Origin of the sequence: Alteromonas sp. AO-Serp (assembly GCF_017849675.1) — a bacterium.
Lineage (GTDB): Bacteria > Pseudomonadota > Gammaproteobacteria > Enterobacterales > Alteromonadaceae > Alteromonas > Alteromonas macleodii.
In genome coordinates, this window is sequence record NZ_JAFLMX010000115.1 from 1 (window position 1) to 19,165 (window position 19,165).

General features: G+C 45.6%; 15 protein-coding genes. 6 read left to right on the forward strand and 9 right to left on the reverse strand.

Features of this window, described 5'->3' with window-relative positions; genetic code table 11:
* The 3 genes from pheT to QVA83_RS08670 all read left to right on the forward strand — a co-directional run.
* On the forward strand, positions 1–2,087 hold a 2,087-nt coding region (gene pheT, locus QVA83_RS08660; protein ID WP_287498357.1), incomplete at its 5' end, for a phenylalanine--tRNA ligase subunit beta.
* A gap of 3 nt (positions 2,088–2,090) precedes the next feature.
* Positions 2,091–2,390: an integration host factor subunit alpha gene (gene ihfA, locus QVA83_RS08665; RefSeq protein ID WP_014949129.1), complete on the forward strand. Its 300-nt coding sequence runs from the start codon at positions 2,091–2,093 to the stop codon at positions 2,388–2,390.
* A gap of 114 nt (positions 2,391–2,504) precedes the next feature.
* The gene (locus QVA83_RS08670; protein WP_156078230.1) at positions 2,505–3,050 is read left to right on the forward strand and encodes a hypothetical protein; all 546 of its coding nucleotides are present in this window, start codon (positions 2,505–2,507) and stop codon (positions 3,048–3,050) included.
* Positions 3,051–3,078: 28 nt separating this feature from the next.
* Here QVA83_RS08670 and ybaK read toward each other — a convergent pair whose 3' ends face one another.
* Both ybaK and QVA83_RS08680 read right to left on the reverse strand, forming a co-directional pair.
* Complete coding sequence (gene ybaK, locus QVA83_RS08675) at positions 3,079–3,549, reverse strand: Cys-tRNA(Pro) deacylase (RefSeq protein WP_156078231.1); 471 nt, start codon at positions 3,547–3,549, stop codon at positions 3,079–3,081.
* Positions 3,546–5,948 carry a penicillin acylase family protein gene (locus QVA83_RS08680; protein WP_156078232.1) on the reverse strand — a complete coding sequence of 801 codons (2,403 nt, stop codon included), beginning with the start codon at positions 5,946–5,948 and terminating at the stop codon, positions 3,546–3,548. Before QVA83_RS08680 ends, ybaK begins: the two co-directional genes overlap by 4 nt.
* A 98-nt stretch (positions 5,949–6,046) precedes the next feature.
* Here QVA83_RS08680 and nagZ point away from each other — a divergent pair, with 98 nt between their 5' ends.
* On the forward strand, positions 6,047–7,057 hold the full coding sequence (gene nagZ / locus QVA83_RS08685) for a beta-N-acetylhexosaminidase (RefSeq protein WP_287498362.1): 1,011 nt from the start codon (positions 6,047–6,049) through the stop codon (positions 7,055–7,057).
* A gap of 47 nt (positions 7,058–7,104) precedes the next feature.
* On the opposite strand, the gene QVA83_RS08690 is transcribed toward nagZ, so the two are convergent.
* The 4 genes from QVA83_RS08690 to QVA83_RS08705 all read right to left on the reverse strand — a co-directional run bounded on the left by QVA83_RS08690 (position 7,105) and on the right by QVA83_RS08705 (position 13,615).
* Complete coding sequence (locus QVA83_RS08690; RefSeq protein WP_156078233.1) at positions 7,105–7,620, reverse strand: cob(I)yrinic acid a,c-diamide adenosyltransferase; 516 nt, start codon at positions 7,618–7,620, stop codon at positions 7,105–7,107.
* 83 nt (positions 7,621–7,703) lie between these two features.
* A complete protein-coding gene (locus tag QVA83_RS08695) occupies positions 7,704–9,455 on the reverse strand; it encodes a CsiV family protein (RefSeq protein ID WP_287498358.1) in 1,752 nt (583 codons plus the stop codon).
* Position 9,456: 1 nt separating this feature from the next.
* A complete protein-coding gene (gene mfd, locus QVA83_RS08700; RefSeq protein ID WP_287498359.1) occupies positions 9,457–12,954 on the reverse strand; it encodes a transcription-repair coupling factor in 3,498 nt (1,165 codons plus the stop codon).
* Positions 12,955–13,012: 58 nt separating this feature from the next.
* Entirely contained in the window at positions 13,013–13,615 is a 603-nt protein-coding gene (locus QVA83_RS08705; RefSeq protein WP_014976255.1) for a PilZ domain-containing protein, read from the reverse strand.
* Between the two features lie 192 nt (positions 13,616–13,807).
* On the opposite strand from QVA83_RS08705, the gene QVA83_RS08710 reads away from it, so the two are divergent.
* Together QVA83_RS08710 and QVA83_RS08715 are read left to right on the forward strand one after the other, a co-directional pair.
* Positions 13,808–15,112, forward strand: coding sequence for a lipoprotein-releasing ABC transporter permease subunit (locus QVA83_RS08710; RefSeq protein ID WP_156078236.1), 1,305 nt, complete (start codon positions 13,808–13,810; stop codon positions 15,110–15,112).
* 77 nt (positions 15,113–15,189) lie between these two features.
* Positions 15,190–15,753 carry a phosphoribosyltransferase gene (locus QVA83_RS08715; RefSeq protein ID WP_014949139.1) on the forward strand — a complete coding sequence of 188 codons (564 nt, stop codon included), beginning with the start codon at positions 15,190–15,192 and terminating at the stop codon, positions 15,751–15,753.
* A 24-nt stretch (positions 15,754–15,777) separates the two neighbouring features.
* Here QVA83_RS08715 and QVA83_RS08720 read toward each other — a convergent pair whose 3' ends face one another.
* From QVA83_RS08720 to QVA83_RS08730, 3 genes are all read right to left on the reverse strand, one after another.
* The gene (locus QVA83_RS08720; RefSeq protein WP_156078237.1) at positions 15,778–17,220 is read right to left on the reverse strand and encodes a sensor histidine kinase; all 1,443 of its coding nucleotides are present in this window, start codon (positions 17,218–17,220) and stop codon (positions 15,778–15,780) included.
* Entirely contained in the window at positions 17,217–18,392 is a 1,176-nt protein-coding gene (locus tag QVA83_RS08725) for an FIST signal transduction protein (protein WP_069944128.1), read from the reverse strand. The genes QVA83_RS08720 and QVA83_RS08725 overlap by 4 nt, the downstream gene beginning before the upstream one ends.
* Before the next feature lie 111 nt (positions 18,393–18,503).
* The gene (locus QVA83_RS08730) at positions 18,504–19,145 is read right to left on the reverse strand and encodes an energy-coupling factor ABC transporter permease (protein WP_014949142.1); all 642 of its coding nucleotides are present in this window, start codon (positions 19,143–19,145) and stop codon (positions 18,504–18,506) included.
* Positions 19,146–19,165: the final 20 nt, after the last annotated feature.

Sequence of the window (19,165 nt, forward strand, 5' to 3'; positions counted from 1 at the left end):
GCGACTTTAAAATTAAGAAAGCAAAGCTTCGCGGCGAGCCGTCATTCGGTATGCTATGTAGCTTCTCTGAGCTAGGTATTAGCGACGACCACGATGGTATTATCGAGCTTCCAGCCGATGCACCTATTGGCGCAGACATTCGCGATTACCTTGGACTTGATGACAACGCAATCGAAGTTGACCTGACACCAAACCGTGCAGACTGCTTGGGTATTCGCGGCATTGCCCGTGAAGTTGGCGTGCTTAATAACCTTGACGTTTGCGAACCTGAAGTAGCAGCGGTAGACGCAACTATTGATGACAAATTATCAATTATGCTAAGCGCTGATGACGCATGCCCGCGCTATTTGGGCCGTGTGGTTAAGGGTGTTAACGTTAAAGCAGCATCGCCACTATGGCTAGTTGAAAAGCTGCGTCGCTGCGGCATTCGCAGCATCGACCCTATTGTTGATGTGACTAACTTTGTATTGCTAGAGCTTGGTCAGCCAATGCACGCGTTTAATCTTGCTAGCATTGAAGGCAACGTTAACGTGCGTATGGCAAAAGAAGGCGAAACGCTTACGCTACTTGACGAAACCGAAGCTAAGTTACAAAGCAATACTTTAGTTATCGCTGATGACAACAAAGCGTTAGCTATGGCAGGTATTTTCGGCGGCTTACATTCTGGTGTTACCACCGAAACCCAAGATATTTTACTTGAAAGTGCTTTCTTTAGCCGTGATGCGATTATGGGCCGTGCCCGTCAGTACGGTTTACATACCGATGCGTCGCACCGCTACGAGCGTGGTGTAGACCCACAGCTTCAGCGTAAAGCCATGGAGCGCGCTACTGCACTGGTACTTGAAATTTGCGGTGGTGAAGCTGGCCCTGTTGTTGAAGCCGTGGCTGAAGACAAGCTACCTAAGCAAGCTACGGTTACGCTTCGTCGCGAACGTTTATCTCGCGTACTAGGTATTAGCATTGACGATGCGAAAGTAACGGAAATGCTAAACCGCCTTGGTTTAGACGTAACGCAAATTGAAGCTGGCTGGGAAGCGGTTGCACCAAGCTATCGTTTCGATATTTCAATTGAAGAAGATTTGATTGAAGAAATTGCGCGTGTATACGGCTACAACAACATTCCAAACGTGGCACCAAAAGCAACGTTGGCAATGCTACCTTCGCAAGAAGCCAAGCTGCCGTTAAACACTATGAAGTCATTGCTTCTAAGTCGTGGCTACAACGAAGCAATCACGTATTCGTTTGTAGACCCTAAAATTCAAAACGCATTATTCCCAGACGTAAAAGGTATGGTGTTACCACACCCAATTTCATCTGATATGTCGGTAATGCGTGTAAGTTTATGGCCGGGTTTGCTAGGTGCTACTGCTTATAATCAGAAGCGTCAGCAGCAACGTGTTCGCATGTTTGAAACCGGATTACGCTTTATTCCTCAACAAGATGCGCCAAATGGTGTATTGCAACAGCAAGTAATTGGTGGTGTAGTAGCAGGGCGTCGTAATGAAGAACATTGGGACTTGGGCGACAACCCGGTTGATTTCTTCGATGCAAAAGCCGACGTTGAGGCGTTATTGGCACTTACAGGCAGAACCGGTGAGTTCCAGTTCGTTACAGGGCAACACAGTGCGTTACACCCTGGCATGACGGCAAAAATTTTGCTTAATGATGAAGAAGTTGGCTATATTGGTGCTATACACCCGCAGTTCACTAAATTGCTTGGTGTTAACGGCCGTGTATTTGTGTTCGAACTAGTGGTAGATGCCATTACTGATCGCAAGTTACCGTCAGCCGTACCAGTATCGCGCTTCCCATCGAATCGCCGTGATATTGCTATTACGGTTAAAGATGAAGTGCGTGTAGGGAATGTTCTTTCTTACATAGAAAATATTGGCGTAAATCAACTAGTTGCTCTAAACTTGTTCGATGAGTACAAAGGCAAGGGAATTGAGCCTGGCTATAAGAGCCTTGCTTTGTCACTTCATTTACAAGATCCGGATAAAACCTTGGAAGAAGCTGAGATTCAGCAAGCTGTAGATACTGTGGTTAAAGGTCTGGAATCTGAGTTTGGGGCCGCGTTAAGAGAGTAAACTATGGCATTGACCAAAGCCGAGATGGCTGAACACCTATTCGAGAAACTAGGCATTAACAAGCGTGATGCGAAGGATCTGGTAGAGCTTTTTTTCGAAGAGATTAAAGGCGCTCTGGAATCTGGTGAGCAAGTGAAACTGTCAGGTTTTGGCAACTTTGACCTGCGTGATAAAAATGAACGTCCTGGCCGCAATCCAAAAACCGGTGAAGACATTCCAATTAAAGCACGTCGTGTGGTTACATTCCGCCCGGGTCAAAAATTGAAAAGCCGAGTTGAAAACTCTGCACCTGTCGACCAATAATCTTTAGGTCGTTACAATACTGAAAAAGAGCGGGGTCTCTCGCTCTTTTTGTATTGCTTCTTTTATACAGTGCCGTCGCACTGGTTTTCATATGCAATTTCTTTGGAGGAAAGTGTGAAGAAAGCACTTGTCGTTCTTGCTATTATTGTTGCTGCTACGTTTTCATGGTTTGCTTATCTGTCGCTAGATGCAGACAAACGAGACCAAGACGCAGCGCAAGTTCCGCTAATCACAGTCATGGAAATTCTTCACGCTAGCGATTTGCAGGAAGGCGTTAAGCAGGCTGTGAAAGATGGGAATATCGAAGTAGTAGATTCTTGGATGATACAAGCCCGTGAAGTAGGGCAGGCTGCCAACCTGTCATCTGAAGATATGGATTATCTTAATTCTGAGACCGCTAAAGACTACGTAATTTTTAATGCCAAACGCCAGCTGTACAACGAAGCGTTTGAAGCGCGTTATTATGCGTTGGAAGAGGTAGAAACGCTTAAAGAGCAGTATCCGGAAGCCAAGGACTTGTTTGCTCGTACTGATGCGCTGATTGAAAAGCGTGACGCTATCATTCAACAAATTGCTGTCGCTATTTCAGGAAGCGAGCAGCCTGATGAAGCCGCGCTTAAAGAAGCACGTGAGCAATGGTTAGCCCAGGCTAGCAAGTAGCCAAGTAACGCTCTATCTCAATCTTTGTTCAATCTACTGAAATATCTGCAAACTTAGCACTAGTGAGCGTAGCTAGATCAGAAGGGGCGAGTGCCACTTCCAATCCTCGTTTTCCAGCGCTTACGTGAATAGTTTGCAGATTTTCAGCGCTGTAATGAATAACGCTCGCTAAGCGCTTTTTTTGCCCTAATGGGCTTACACCGCCAAGTACGTAGCCTGTTGCAACCATTACTGCATTTGCTTGCGCCATTTCTACCTTTTTAACACCTAACGCTTTAGCCATTTTCTTTTCGCTAAGTTTGGTGTTTACAGGGACCACGGCCACGGCAAGCTTGTTATTGTCTGTACTCACTACCAATGTTTTAAAAACGGTATCCGCATTAAGGTTTAGCTTTTCAACCGCCTCTAGCCCGTATGACGCCGCATTTGCGTCGTGTTCATATTTTAAAATGCTGTGAGCGATACGCTTTTTAGTAAGCAAAGTGATTGCAGGTGTCATTCAACCTCTTTTTTGTAAAATGTTCGGCTGTGTATCGGCTGGCTGGGCAGCAGAGGGGTAGCTGCGTGTGTTGCGTAGTCGTTAAAGCCAGTTGTAAAAAATTTTGACAGTGGGTGGCCGGATTGTCCGCCAGGTAGTGTTAGAATGGCATCCTCTAAATGGCCAGGGCTGACAAATAGTCGCTCAGAGGCACCAAAACTAGGTGCTTGTACAGCAGGCATGTATGTATCACCAAAGCCTTCTACTTGTTGCATGTTTAACATATCTCCAACTAGAGGAATTTGATCAGCAAATGGATGTTTAACAGAAAGTGCGTTCACCTTGCCCCAGGCTAATGTTTCCATATTAGCTTCTACTGGTGAATACTTGTCTAACAGCTTGTGTTTGGCGCGCCTGTAAGCGTCTACAAGTAGCTCGTCGAAGCTTTCAGTATCGTTAGGTAGCCAAGAGTCAGGCTGACTATGAATAAGTTGCCACACAGTAGGTTCAATGCCACGTAAGAGTGTACGGCTGTTTACACCTTGTTGGTCTAACGTTGAAAGTACGCCTCCAAAAAGGGTTTGTACCACTTCCTGCCTAAAGTGCTTAACTAACGTGTAGCCAACCGAATCTTCACATGCGCATTCGTCCCATGTGTTTAGGTAAGCGAGGTCGGGTTTAAATTCAATGTCTTGCATATTGAGCAGCCCATACAAAAGGTGCTGCCAAGGAATAAGAAAGCGGGCATGATTATCTAACTGAATGGCGTAAAAGTCAGTCTCAGTAAAGGTGTCTTTTTCAAATAAACGGTCTCTTATTTGTTGTCCGCGAGCACCTAGCGCGTAACCACCGTCGCCCCAGACTTTGAAGTCATCAGCCGAAATTACTCTAGCATTTGCAGTCCATATTCTTCCCATATCGGGGTTTAAAACCATGGGAAGCTTTGATGCGCGCTTTGGTGGTGTGTTTACTGCTTCTTGTTCTTTTATAGCAGTGAATGAAGCCTGCTGCCTTTCCATAACTGCGCCGCCAGGAAGCCAAGCCGCATTGCCGCTTTCATCAACAATCACGAGGTTTTGCGTGGGAATAGCAATGCGTTGGCCCATCTTTATCGCTGCTTGGACATTTTTTGCATTGCCGAAGTTTATTATTCCCAAGTTCGCAGCAAACGGATGATGCGCTACCCAATTAAGCGCATAGCGCTTGCCATTGAGTTCTTTCACTGGCCCATACGAGCTTACTTCAAACTCAAATGTGTGCTCACCATCAGGTAAAGGAATACGCTCTGTTACCGTACTTGTGGCCGTCGATTCGCCTAGTTCAATCCAATCTACATTGTCTAAATTTGCATTGGTAAAACCCCAAGCGATATGGCCGTTGGTGCCTACAACAATGCCAGGAATGCCCGGAAGGGAAACCCCGGTTACTTGCACATCGCTGCCCGATTCTTGATAGTTTAGCTGGGCGCGATACCAGATGATGGGAACCCGTAAGCCCAAATGCATGTCGTTTGCTAAAAGGCCTGCGCTTGTAGTGGTGTGACTCCCGGTCACCGCCCAGTTATTGCTACCAATATCAGGAAGCTCAGTACCGTTATATTGTGCTCGGGCGATCGCAGTATTGTCGTTATCGTTTAAGTACTGAGTAGTCGCGTCTTCAGGCTCTTGCTTAATGCTCTCGCCATTACTATCTTCTGGTGAGTGAGTAATTGGGCGTAGCGATGCAGGGTACTCTGGAATAGGTGCTTCAAGCAGTGGTATCTCGCTGGCATCAAGCGCTGCCTGATAATTACTTGGCTGAGTAATGAAGCTGTATACATCATTCCCAAATGTTGAAAGCAATGCCTCTCTTGCTAAATCAAGCTCTACTTGGCTACCTTGTAAATCCAAATACATACTGTAAATCACAAGAATACTGTCGGTGGGGCGCCATTGTTTTATATCAACGCCTGCAGCTAGGTATTCAAAAGGTGGCAACGTATACTCAGACAATGCGTCATTTACGCCGTGGGCGTAACGTACAAGTAGTTCTTGTTGTTTTGAGGGAAGGTTATCGAATACGGCTTTTGCTCGTTTCTCAAATTGATGAAAGCGGGCTTTCTTATCGATATCTAGGGCAATGTCGCCCACCCATTGTGATAAACTACCCGATGCGGCGCGGCGCTGTAAATCCATTTGAAAAAAGCGATCTTGAGCATGCGCAAAACCCAGTGCATAGACTGCGTCGTAAATATCGTTAGCTTTAATAACAGCTTGGCCTAGTTCGTCACGGCTTAGCTCAGTAGGTGCGTTTACGTGATAGGTGGCGCTATTTCCGTCAAGTGCGGGCAAACTCATACGAAGCGAGATGTACAATCCCAGTACCGTTAAAAAAAGCAGTGCTAAAACACTTAAAACCAACCACTTGAACCAATTTATCACGTGTAAAACTCCCTATTTTTCTCTATCCTAACCACAGAACTTGCAAAATTGAAGTGATGTTTTATGACACATACTAAGGCGGTGCCGTGGGGCCATTAATGTTGGATTGTCAGGCCGAAGAACTTCTGCCTGAAGAAAAGGAAAAGTTAACACATCCAGTAGTGGGTGGCGTTATTTTATTTAGCCGCAACTATCATGATAAACGTCAGCTCTCTGCGCTGGTTCAAGATATAAGACGCTTTGCAAAGCGTCCAGTACTGATCGCCGTCGATCATGAAGGAGGCCGCGTTCAGCGTTTTCGTGAAGGCTTTACTGCCATACCTGCAATGGGCGATATTTTAAGGCAGTCAGAGCATCAAGATGAAAGTGCTGCATACGCAAAAGCGTGTGGATTAGTATTGGCTTATGAACTTAAAACCTTAGACATCGATTTTAGCTTTGCACCGGTGCTTGATATAAATGGTGTATCGCAAGTTATTGGTGACAGGGCATTTTCAGACAATGCAGACGACGTTATTCGCCTTGCCGCTCATTTAATCCAAGGTTTAAAAGCTGTAAATATGCCAGCTATTGGAAAGCACTTTCCTGGGCATGGCAGTGTAGCGCCAGATTCTCATGTAGCGTTACCCGTCGATGAACGCGAATTTGATGAGATACGCAGTACCGATATGGTGGTCTTTGAACGCTTAATTGAGCGTGCGTTGCTTGATGGCGTTATGCCTGCCCATGTTATTTATAATCAGGTGTGCGATAAGCCTGCGGGTTTCTCAACTAAATGGCTGCAGGATATCCTTAAACAGGAGCTAGGCTATGGCGGCGCAGTATTCTCTGATGACTTGTCTATGCACGGCGCAAGTGTTGCGGGAAGTTACGTTGAGCGTGCTGAGGCAGCGCTGGAAGCAGGTTGCGACATGGTACTTGCGTGCAACAATCCGAAAGGGGCTGAGACTATCCTTGATGGATTGGAAATGCGCTTTGCTAATCCGTCTCACAACGATTTACAAAAGCAAGAGCGCGTTATGGCGCTTTACGATCGTATTATGCCAGTAGGGCTTAATGATAAATACGACAGTGCGGTTGAGCTGGTGAAGCGTTTAAGCGAACGGTAGTTTTTATAACTACCGTTTTTCATTTTCTGTTTTTTAATGCCGTTTGCTTATACTGGTACTTCGTCTACGCCAGCTTCTACATTCATAAATCGCGCAAAAGTGAAGAGAAAATCGCTCAGGCGATTTAAATAAGCATGTACAACTTCTGGCACGTCATAATGTTTAGATAGGCTAATGACAGCACGTTCAGCTCGGCGGCACACAGCACGACAAACATGAGCCTGCGCAGCAGCCTTACTTCCGCCAGGCAGTACAAACGACGTATTAGGCGGCATTTGACGGGTAATATTGTCTATAAGGCTTTCTAGGTTCTCAATATCAGTTTGCGTCAGCGTTGAGCTTGCTGAAATAGCAAAGCCAGCTTGAAACAGGTTGCGCTGAATATCCTGGAGCATTGGCTTATGTTTGTCAGTAACATGCGCTGCTAGTAGTCCGATATGGCTATTGAGTTCGTCCATATCACCGTAGCTTTGTACTACTAAATCATCCTTATCTACACGAACGGCTTTGTCAGCGTAAATTTGCGTGCTGCCCTTATCACCAGTGCGAGTGTAAATCTTCATAAAAACCTATATCTCTCTATCAATCGCAAATGTTGTTTTTTTGCCTTTAAAACCAAAGCACTTACACTAAGCGTTTACTCAAATCACTCGCTAACGTCAGGGCGATTGTAGCGACGAATTTGTACTACAAAACCAAACAGCGGGTGGTCGAAATAATGCAGTTGCGTACTGATTACACGTCTTTGCTCAGCTAACGGAACTGAAACCAGTTTGTACGCTGTTGATGTCGCCTGACGGGGCTTAGCAGCATTACCAGTGCTGTCATCTTCACTGCTGAAGTAGCTCATTGGTACCGGCTGGCGATAAAACATCTCGCCATCTACATGAAGGTAAGGTACGCGGTTGATATATTTAAGAAATACTTTGATAGTGCCGTCAATTTCCCAAATGGGGGTTCTTAATGAAGCATCGGTAGTGTCATCTTCACCTTGCTCTACAATCATCGGCGTATCAAGCGCTTTAAATGCGCCATACTCTATAGCCTGTGGGTTTGACAAACGGCGGTCCAAATCGGCAAAAATATCTGAAACAGCAAGAAATTGATCAGTGCCATGCGCTGCAGTTTTATCAGCTTCAAAAGCAGTACTTACACCACTTAGGCTGTTTTCATCTGTGCTCGATGTGTTTTTATAAGCATCATTATCAGTAAGAGCGGCGGTGGAGCCGTAACCAAACTCTGGAGCGGAATCGTCAGTTTCATTGTTTACATTATCAACGTGTTTTGGAGCTCGCATATCACCGTTCAAGTCAAACTGCTGCGCGTAGTTTTGCCCACCATAAAGACGCACGTTGAAAGCTTTGTTCTTACCAAACATAACTGGCTGACGCCAGGTTGCGTGAAACAAACGCTTTAGCTCGCGATTAGAACGTATTTGGCGAGAAATTGAAGACAGTGCTTGCTGATTACTGGTAAGCAGATGCGCTTTTGACGCAAGCGGCCAGTCGTGTCCTTCAATGATAATAGGTAAACTTGCTGGAGCGGGTAGCCTATTATCCGGCTGATTCACCTTCCATACGATTACAGGTTGAAGCGCGCTGCTTCTAGACTTGCTCTCGCTTATCGAAACGCCTGAGTTTAGTTCGTCGTCGCCTGGAACAACAACGTTCAGTGCAGTGGTTACCTCAGCGCTAAGCCATGGCTTCGCTTCTTCACAGTACTTAAATACAGGCACCGTGACAGGTGAGGAATCTTTTACGCCGAAGAATGACGTCCAATATCTGGCGATGGTTGCAGCATCAGGAGCGGGTGTGACGTCGTCAGTGATGATCCCCTCATTTGAGTAGTCAAGGCTCTCGCTATAGTCGGAGTCTGTTGAAGAATAAGTAGCGCCATACTCATCGCCATCAATGGTTTCGCTTTGTGCCTGGCTCGCTACGTCTGGTGTAGGGGATGGCTCATTGGCTGTTAAGCCGGATGTTTCATTATATCCATAGCCCGCTTCTTCAGAGTAAGAGTTAGGAGACATGTCACCGTACTGCGAACTGTTATCTTTAGACAGCGACAAAAAATCTACATCTTTTGCGGGTACGCTCAATAGTCCGTTGCTAGGCCACTTAACCGATGTATCAGCGCCGCAAACGGCTAACCCTTGTTTTAGATAGCTTATATCAGGCGAAATGATATCGCTGATGATGTCTGCCTGAGCGCGAGGGGCTGACAAGTTGTCAGCCAAAGAAAACTGCTCTTCTAACTCAGTTAGTGCCACGTTGCGCTTAAACGCAATAACTTCCACATCGAACCACCAGTTGTCATTGGCGTTAGCTGCAGTTGAAATTGTCGTTAAGAAAACGGCGCTTATTGATGCAACTAACGGGCACCAGCGAGATAACTTCATGTTACCGCGACTCCTTTGCAAAATCGGCAATAATATCGCTAATAAACGCGATGCGCTCTTTAGCTGTTTCGGTCTTTTTCACCAAACGCAGTTTTTGGCTTCCTTCAAACTTAAAGGTGTTTGGTTTGGTTTGCACCAAACTAATAATATAGCCTGGGTTAACCTTAGTGGTTTCTTTAAACTCTATGGTACCGCCTTGGGCCGACAAGTCTACTTTTAGAATGCCTAACGCCTGGGCTTTTAGTTTAATTTCAGCCACTTCTATCAAGTTTTTAGCTGGCTCTGGCAATAGACCAAAGCGGTCAATACATTCTACCTGGAATTCATCAATGTCGTCTTGCGACGTACAGCTTGCCAGACGTTTGTATAGCGATAGGCGAGTGTTAACGTCGGCAATATAGTCTTCAGGCAATAGGGCTGGAATACGCAGTTCAACTTCGGTATGGCCCGAGGTCGCGTCGTCTAATGATGGCTCTCGGCCTTCTTTAAGCGCGTTAACGGCTTTATCGAGCATATCCATATACAAACTGAAACCAATACTCGCTATTTGCCCCGATTGGTCATCGCCTAACAGCTCACCGGCACCACGAATTTCTAAATCGTGGGTAGCAAGCGCAAAACCTGCACCTAAATCCTCAAGCTGCGATATTGCTTCTAAACGTTTTACTGCATCTTTGGTCATGCGCTTTGGATGAGGCGTTAATAAGTAGGCGTACGCTTGGTGATGCGAGCGACCCACACGACCACGAAGCTGGTGCAGCTGCGCTAAACCTAAATGGTCGGCTCTATCCATAATAATGGTATTCGCACTTGGTACGTCGATACCTGTTTCAATGATGGTAGTACACACAAGTACGTTGTAGCGCTGGTGGTAGAAGTCGCTCATTACGCCTTCAAGTTCACGCTCGCGCATTTGGCCGTGACCCACTGCAATACGGGCTTCGGGAACGATTTCAGCGATTTCTTCGGCCGTTCGCGCAATGCTATCCACTTCGTTGTGAAGGAAGTAAACCTGACCGCCGCGCAGTATCTCACGCATAATGGCTTCGCGAATAACGGCTTTATTACGCTGCTGCACAAAAGTCTTAATTGATAAACGACGAGCCGGGGCTGTGGCAATAATCGATAAGTCGCGCATGCCTGATAACGCCATGTTAAGCGTACGAGGAATAGGCGTTGCCGTAAGGGTAAGGATATCAACATCGGCACGTAATGACTTAAGTTTCTCTTTTTGACGCACGCCAAAGCGATGTTCTTCGTCGATGATCACAAGGCCTAAATCTTTGTATTTAATATCGCTAGACAGCAGTTTATGTGTGCCTACTACGATATCTACTTTGCCTTCGCCGATCCGCTCAACCACAGATTTTTGCGCTTTACCGCTTACAAAACGGCTCATGACTTCAATTTCAAACGGCCATGCCGCGAAACGGTCTTTGAAGTTCTCGTAATGCTGCTGAGCCAGTAGGGTAGTGGGCACCAAAATAGCCACCTGTTTACCTGCATTAGCAGCAAGGAAGGCCGCGCGCATGGCAACCTCGGTTTTACCGAAACCTACGTCACCGCAAACGAGGCGATCCATAGCCGATGGACTGCCCATGTCGTGCATAACCGCTGCAATGGCTTGGGCTTGGTCAGGCGTTTCTTCAAAGGGGAAGCTGTCTGAGAACGCTTGGTAGTCGTCCCAGTTAATTTTATACGCAAAACCTGGCTTGGCTGCGCGGCGGGCATATACATCTAAAAGCTCGGCGGCCACGTCACGAACTTTTTCGGCGGCTTTTTGCTTGGCTTTTGTCCATGCGTCAGAACCTAGGGCGCTAACTGGTGCGCTGTCGGCATCGCCACCAGTGTAGCGTGAAATCAAGTGAAGCGACGCCACAGGCACGTAAAGCTTAGATTGCTTGGCATACTCAATGCACAAATATTCGGTGGCTACGCCGCCCGCGTCCAACGTTTGAAGGCCCAAATAACGGCCAACACCGTGATCGAGGTGCACCACAGGCTGACCAATAGAAAGTTCGGCCAGGTTGCGGATAATGGCGCTTTCGTCGGTGGCGGTGCGTTTATCGCGAAGACGGCGCTGACTTACTTTCTGGCCTAATAGTTCGGTTTCGGTAATAAATAACAGTTCGCCTTCCTGGGTTTGCCAGCGGAAACTGTTATCAACCATACCCACGGTAATGCCAATGTTGTCGTGACTTGCGATAAAATCGCTAAAGCTAACAACAATCTTTGGTTTGATGCCTGCTTTTGCGAGTACGGTTAGCAAACCCTCTCGGCGACCTTGGGTTTCAGCACAAAACAGTACCTTAGCCCCGTTGTCAGTGGCTTGATTTACCGTTTTAATGAGTCTTTCAGCAGGTACTTTTTTCTGCGAGTTAATCGCAATATCATCAAGCTTTTCGCACTGAAGGTTGCTAGTACCTGATTTTTCTTCAAGTACCTTGCTGGAAAGAGATGCACGAGGCCACTGTTTTATGGCACCAAATAGCTCATTTATAGGTAAAAACAGCTCGTCTGGTGCAAGCAGTGGACGGGCTAAGTTATAACGATACTGCTCGTAACGTTCTTGTACGTCGGCCCAGAAAAACTCGCTGGCGTCTTGCACATCACCGTGAAGTAATAGCAGGCTTTTAGGGTGAAGATAGTCAAAAAGCGTGGCGGTTTTTTCAAAGAAGAGGGGAAGATAATATTCCACACCGCTCGGCATGGTGCCCTTGCTTACCTGAGAAAATACGCTTTCAGATGCATTGTTTGCGTCGAACTTTTCTAAAAACTGCTGGCGGAAAAGCGTGATTGCTTCTTTGTCTGTAGGAAATTCTCGTGCTGGGAGCAAGCGAATTTCGTTAACAGCCTCGCCAGAGCGTTGGGTTTCAGTATCGAAATAGCGAATGGAGTCGATTTCGTCATCAAACAAGTCTATTCGAAATGGCTGGTCGCTTCCCATCGGAAAAAGGTCGATGATGCTGCCGCGCACCGAGAATTCGCTGTGGCTCATTACCTGACTAACATGCAGGTAGCCGGCTTGCTCGAGATTGCGTCTGAACTGATCTCTATCTAAGGTGTCGCCCTTGTTTAGCATAAGCAAATACTTTGCTAAATAATCGGTAGGGGCTAAACGCTGCATTAACGTGTTAACAGGCACTATGAATATGCCTTCGCCTTGCTGTGTAAAGCGGAATAGGGTTTCTAATCGCTGAGAAACAATGTCTTGATGGGGCGAAAACGAATCGTAGGGCAGTGTTTCCCAATCTGGAAACAGAGTAATGGGTGTATGCTTTGTATTATCGCTTAAGAAGAAGGCTATTTCTTTTTCGAGCTTCATTGCCGACGGTGTATCGGCGGTAATCAGTACAATAGGGCCTTTGTATTGGCTGAGTGCTTGGCTGATACATAGTGCGGCACTGCTGCCTTGAAGTTGGCCCCAGTGTTTGTGATCTTGTGATGAGGCTTCTTTTTTAGGCGCAGGTAATGGAAGCGATAATAAAGTGGCTGTCATGACGTCCTGTTTTTTAAGTGCAAGATGAGTTTTACGGCTTATATACTGATGTTAGGGTCTATTCAGATCCCGCTTTTTTTTCTTTTGCCCGCTTTCTTAGCTGTTGCGTTTGAATATGCAAGCTAGCGCGAACTAAAAGCTCCTGGTCTTGCTCTCGAATGGTGTTAAAAATAAAGGCGATATGGTAACGGTCTTCTACTTGCTCGCAAGTAATTACTTCACCAAAACAAAATATTGCTGCTGCTTCGGCATCCAAGAAAAGTTTAAGTTCCGCTTTGGCGCCCACATCCAATGCTTCTTTTGACTCGATGACCACACCGCCACCACCGAGCTTTACGGTTTTGAAGCGAAACTCTGGCTCGTCTTGCTGGTGCAAAACGAACGACATCATCAAGTCAATTTTTCGAGATTGATGGTTTAAGTAGTCAGCCAGCGACTCAGCATGATCACTTAGGTTGCGAAGCGGACGAATTGCCTGTGCTTCAATAGCGGCCATTTCGCTGGCAATGCGAAATGCATACGGCATCGACTCCTCTAAGTTTTCTTCATCAGGCACTACTTCGTCTTCACCTAACGGGCGCATATTGGCGTTTATGCGATGTGCGATAGAAAAATATTCATCGAATTGGGCTTTTTTTTGTTCTAGGCTAAGTTCGCTCACATCATTCCTCTGCCACTAATTCTTGTGCAGTTAGTAACTTATAAGTAGTATACCGTTCACACGTAGTATACCCACTTTACTATTTTGGGGTTAACCCGTCATCTCGTCTTTGGGCTACTTATCTGAATTATTCATTCATTAAGCATAGCTAAATGTAAGGCAGATTACCGTATTACTGAAAAGCAAGGCGCTATGTTTTATCCTCTTTCTGCATTCATTGCTTATCGTTATGCCAAGTCTAACAAAGCAAGCCAAACCAGTTTTGTTTCATTTATTAATCGATTTTCAGTGGCCGGTATTGCACTGGGATTGATGGCGCTCATTATCGTTGTGTCTGTTATGAACGGCCTAGAAGGTCAACTAAAACAGCGCATATTAGGCATTGTCCCTCATATTGAAGTTACAAAGACACCCATCATAAGCGAGAACCCTAGCAGGACATCCAATGCAATTACAGAGACACCCACGCAAACTGCAGAAAAAACGCAGACAGTGACTTTAAAAGAAATTAGCGAGACACCCATCAAAGGCGTTGTTGCCACTATGGCTTACAGGGAAGCTGAAGCAGTAGTGCAGTCTCGTTCGGACTTGCGTGGTGTTCAGGTTCACGGTGTTCAACCTGAAGTAATGATTGAGCACACTTTGGTAGCAAACCACATGGAGCAGGGGCGATTTAGCGATTTAACTGAGGGGAGTTTTGCTGCCATTATTGGGCGCTCACTTGCCATTAAACTTGAAGCGCGGGTTGGAGACAGATTGCGGGTTATGGTGGCAGGCGCAAGTGTGTATACACCTTTTGGAAGAATGCCAAGTCAACGGCTTGTAACCGTGGTGGGTGTCTTCGATATGGGCTCGCAGATGGATGACAAAGTGATGTATATGAACCTTAAGGATGTGAACCACTTAATGCGAGATCCTAAAGGTAGCGAACAATCGCTTCGACTCTTTTTAAATGACGCTTTTAACTACCAAGCAGTTGTTAGCGCGCTCACCGATAGGGTGGGTGTCTCTGTAAATAATATGAAGACTTGGCGTGAGCGTCAGGGGCCGCTATTTGATGCCGTCAAGATGGAGAAGAACATGATGACGCTCATGTTGCTGCTTATTATCGCGGTAGCGGCATTTAATATCGTTTCGGCACTGGTAATGGTGGTAACGGAAAAACAAGGCGATATCGCAGTACTCCAAACTCAAGGTATGTTACCCAGTTCAGTAATGTGGATTTTTGTGTTAAACGGCTTGTTTAACGGCATCAAAGGCGCTGGCATTGGTCTAGTATTAGGCGTAGTGATTACGCTCCAATTAAATAACATTTTGGACCTTATCGGGTCGCCGTTAGCCTTAGCGGCAGACGGTAGAGGGCTGCCAATTGAAATGGACGTTGTACAAATTGCAGGCATTGCTTTGCTGTCTTTGCTACTGTGTGTTTTAGCCAGCGTTTATCCAGCGCGCAAAGCGATGAAAATTGCACCATCGCAAGCGCTCCAAAACGAATAAATCGCTGAATTTACCGTGCAAGTTAGTGCAAAATTCACTATACTCGCGGTCTTTTAAATTTTGCCCAGTGAGACGTCATGAACAAGAATTTTATCACCTCGCAATCGCTTCTACAGGATTCCTTTCGCCTAGCGGCAAAGGTGTATGAAGACGGCTTTCGCCCTGACTTTATTATTGGTATCTGGCGTGGTGGTGCTCCCATTGGTATCGCGGTTCAAGAATTCTTTGAATTTAAGAATACGTCAACCGACCATATCGCAGTACGTACATCGTCTTACTACGGAATAAACAAACAATCGAAAGAGATCCGTGTGCACGGATTACACTACTTGGTAGAAAACGCGAATGCTGATGACAAGTTGTTGATTGTTGATGATGTTTTCGATTCAGGCCGCAGCGTAGATGCACTTATTAAGCAAATTAATAAACTAATGCGTTTGAACATGCCTAAAGATATTCGCATTGCATGTCCGTGGTACAAGCCGCAAAACAACACAACAGACATCGTGCCAGATTATTACGTTAACGAAAGTGATGAATGGCTAGTTTTCCCTCATGAAATTGCGGGTTTGTCGGAAGAAGAAATTCGTGAAGGCAAAGGCGAGCTGGCTGACGTTATGGACATTTTGTTCAAAAAGTAGTGAGTAATTGCTTGATATAAGCGACTAGGAGTTGCTGTCAAACGTATCTAAACCGCACGCTTGTGCGGTTTTTTTATCTTCCAACTTTGTTGGAAAAGATAGGGTAAATGTGGTGCCCACGTTTACTTCACTTTCTACGCTAATGGTTCCCCCCATCGCTTCAACGATGGAGAAAGAGATATAAAGTCCTAATCCAGTGCCTTTGCCGGTTGGTTTGGTGGTGTAAAACGGTTCAAAGAGCTTTTGGAGGGCATGCTTTTCTATACCGCAACCCGTATCTTTTACCGTTATGACGGTGTGATCTTTTTCTTCAAACGAAGAAATAGTTAATTTATCCCCATCTTCCATCGCTTGCGCAGCATTTACGAATAAATTGACTAATACTTGGTTTAATTTTCCTGTTTTTCCCTTAATTAAAGGCACATCGCTTAGGCGCTGTTGAATCTTTATGCGGTGCTTCAATTCACTGTTTACTAATCGCAAGGCATGAGCTATGCAGTCGTTCACGTTTACGGTTTCATCATCGGGAATATCTGCATCGTGGGAAAAAGAGCGAAGACTGGTGATAATGTCCGTAACTCTATTTAGGCCTTCCTCTGATTCGCTGCAAATATCTGCAATTTCGTCGCTTAATGAATCAATCTTATTTTCAACCTTCCATTGTTTCGCAGCTTTAGCTACCTTCAGCCTCTCATCGTCGGTTGCGCTAGCCGCCAATTGTAAGACGATGTCTTGCATTTGCGATAGCGCAGGCAGCACGTTCCGTAAAAAGTGAATGTTGCTATTAATGAAAGCAACAGGGTTATTAATTTCATGGGCAACACCAGCGGCAAGTAAACCTAGCGATGCCATTTTTTCTGAATCGATAAGGCTTTTTTCTACAATGGCTTTTTCTTCTTTCAACCTCACCGTTTCAAGCGCCATTAACTTAGCCTGCATCCCCATGGCCATTTGCTCGGTAAAGGTACGGTATCTGTTAGCCATATCCACAAATTCTTGGGTGTAATAACCCAGTGCTTGATGGCAAAACACAATAACTGCGTGTTGCTGATGTACTTTAAATGGACAATAAAGTACAGAGGTGACGGGCGTGTCGAACAAAGATAGGTGGCGTTGCCACGTCGCTTGCTGCTTAATGTTGAATAATGCTATAGGCTCACTTTTAACCGCACGGGAGAGTGTGTCATCGATTTGCCATACGGTGTTAAGTAGCGGTGGATGGGTGCTGTTAATGCACCTCATTTTGCCAGCGCTTTCATTCTCAAGAACAAAGCAAACTTGATAATTATACAGTCCTTTGAACACACTAAACATTTTTTTATAAAGGTCTTGTTCGTCCTCTGCGGTAAGTAATACGCGAGTGCCTTCTAGCAAAGCATCGCTTTCTTTCTTATGTGCCTCAGCCTGCTGTTTAAGGCGGTAAACAAGCGCTAGATCTTCTAAAACATTTTCGTAATCTTTATTCATTGAGAGAACACTACCGCTGATATCATAAGGTTGCCGTGTCTGTTCTTGCCATCTAAAAAGCGCCCTTGCTCGCCAAAAGTAAACGGGCCGCAAATAGGTAATGCTGGAAATTTTTCTTGCAGCGAATTCAGCATGAAATTAATTTCGTCTCCAACCATCAAGCGACATCCTGCGCAGTAAATCATTAGTACGCCAACAGGCTTTCTGTTTTCGGGCAGCAACATAACCGCATTGTTTATCACACGCTCTGCACGAGACGTAAGGCTAGAAATGCTACCTTCCATCAACACCAACTCTTCACCTTCTTCTACTTCTGAAAAAACATGTAGTGCACCACTTTCATCGACCGAATCGGGGTGGCACAGAAGGTAATTCACTGCACCGTTGTCTAATTCTACTGGTCTGCCTAGCGGTGCTGACGATGTTAGTCCTAAAATTTGACCGCCGTATAGCTGTTGAGCGATAAGGTTATTGGTCGCTTTGTTATAAACGGTGCTTGCACCGCTATTGTTAAGCTGTTGTAGTTGGCGTCCTTTCGCTTTCGTTGCTTTAAATAGGGTATCGGTTGGCTTGTATCCTGAGCTATAACTCACCCCTAATGGAGTAGAGGGATACATAACTGCAACTACCACAGTGTGTGGTCCGCACGCATCTTTTGTAACGGTTGTCCAGTCGCCTGAAACCGTGTTGTCTGCCATTGAACCACCAAAAATAGGAACTTGAGTCCCTACAATGCTGGCGAAACCTTCAAGTATTCTTTCTTCTTCTCCTGGCGGCAACGCACACCAAATTAACGCTGGGCTTTCATAAGGTCTTCCCGCATTGTTTAGCGCATTTTGTAACGCGATGGCGCCAGCTTCAAAGGCGCTGTAGCAGGAGGCGTCTGCACTTCCAACGCCGTAGGCTCCACCATCGTCATTCACACAAAAAAGCGCTAACTGGCACCCCGCGTCAACGGTACTGCCGTCGCAAAGTAGCGCTCCTAAACAAGAGCTGGAAATGAAATAAGGCGCGGTAAACGCGCTAAGGCCATGTTGAAGCTCGTTAAAAGGTAAGTCTGCATTGCCGTAACCAATAACGAGTGAAGGTGTATTTTCACTAAATAACCTATCTATTTCGGACGCCATACTAGGTGCGTCGTTACACTCCAACGAAAATGTTTGTATATACATTCGGCCTTTACCACTCAACCATACTCTTTAATAATAGATTGAAATTAGGAAAAGCTTATTAAACATTAGTTGAAGAGTTACACGAGTTACAGTAACTGTGTTGAAGAGAACTTAATTATCGAGGTAAAACTTGTCGTGAAAGGTATAAACCCACGTTGGCTGGTAGATCACTAAAAGCGTTATCGCCATACCGTTTAACAGAGCTTCAGGAAAGACCAAAAGTGGTATAAGCAAAACGTAGTTGTCAAAAATGATGTCCCAAGTATATGTACCTTCAATGTAATAAAATGCGCCGAGCGTTAGCGTCTTTAATGCAATAGAAAGAGCGGCAGGGAAAAAGGCACAAACAAAAATGTACACGAAAAGTTGTCGAGGGATACGGTGAAAAGAAAGCATATAAAATAGATAGGTTATGCCAATAGGTACAACGGTGCCGAGTAGCCCGTTAACGCCAAAGTTTTCCCAACTTCCGTAGCCGACTGCGTTTGCGCCTAAAAGCGCGATAAACGATGCAATAATAGCGTTTCTAAAGCCGAGCATTAATGTCAAAACTGAAAGGCCTAGAAAATGAACATCTAGGCCCTCGAAGATGCCTGCTTTAAACAACCAGAGAACGAAAAGCGAAGCAGCAGTACCAAAAATAAGGTGTTGCTGCTGCTTGTTACTCGCAAAATGAGTAAAGTCCACATGCCTGACCGCACCGAGTAATAATACACCGTAAATCAGCAATGCTAGCAGTTGTAGTGAACTCACTTTTACTCCTTAGTTAATGG

Coding starts and splice junctions, on each gene's coding strand:
- ihfA (WP_014949129.1), top strand. CDS start 2,091: ATGGCATTGACCAAAGCCGAGATGGCTGAACACCTATTCGAGAAACTA.
- ybaK (WP_156078231.1), bottom strand. CDS start 3,549: ATGACACCTGCAATCACTTTGCTTACTAAAAAGCGTATCGCTCACAGC.
- nagZ (WP_287498362.1), top strand. CDS start 6,047: ATGTTGGATTGTCAGGCCGAAGAACTTCTGCCTGAAGAAAAGGAAAAG.
- QVA83_RS08690 (WP_156078233.1), bottom strand. CDS start 7,620: ATGAAGATTTACACTCGCACTGGTGATAAGGGCAGCACGCAAATTTAC.
- QVA83_RS08695 (WP_287498358.1), bottom strand. CDS start 9,455: ATGAAGTTATCTCGCTGGTGCCCGTTAGTTGCATCAATAAGCGCCGTT.
- mfd (WP_287498359.1), bottom strand. CDS start 12,954: ATGACAGCCACTTTATTATCGCTTCCATTACCTGCGCCTAAAAAAGAA.
- QVA83_RS08710 (WP_156078236.1), top strand. CDS start 13,808: ATGTTTTATCCTCTTTCTGCATTCATTGCTTATCGTTATGCCAAGTCT.
- QVA83_RS08715 (WP_014949139.1), top strand. CDS start 15,190: ATGAACAAGAATTTTATCACCTCGCAATCGCTTCTACAGGATTCCTTT.
- QVA83_RS08720 (WP_156078237.1), bottom strand. CDS start 17,220: ATGAATAAAGATTACGAAAATGTTTTAGAAGATCTAGCGCTTGTTTAC.
- QVA83_RS08725 (WP_069944128.1), bottom strand. CDS start 18,392: ATGTATATACAAACATTTTCGTTGGAGTGTAACGACGCACCTAGTATG.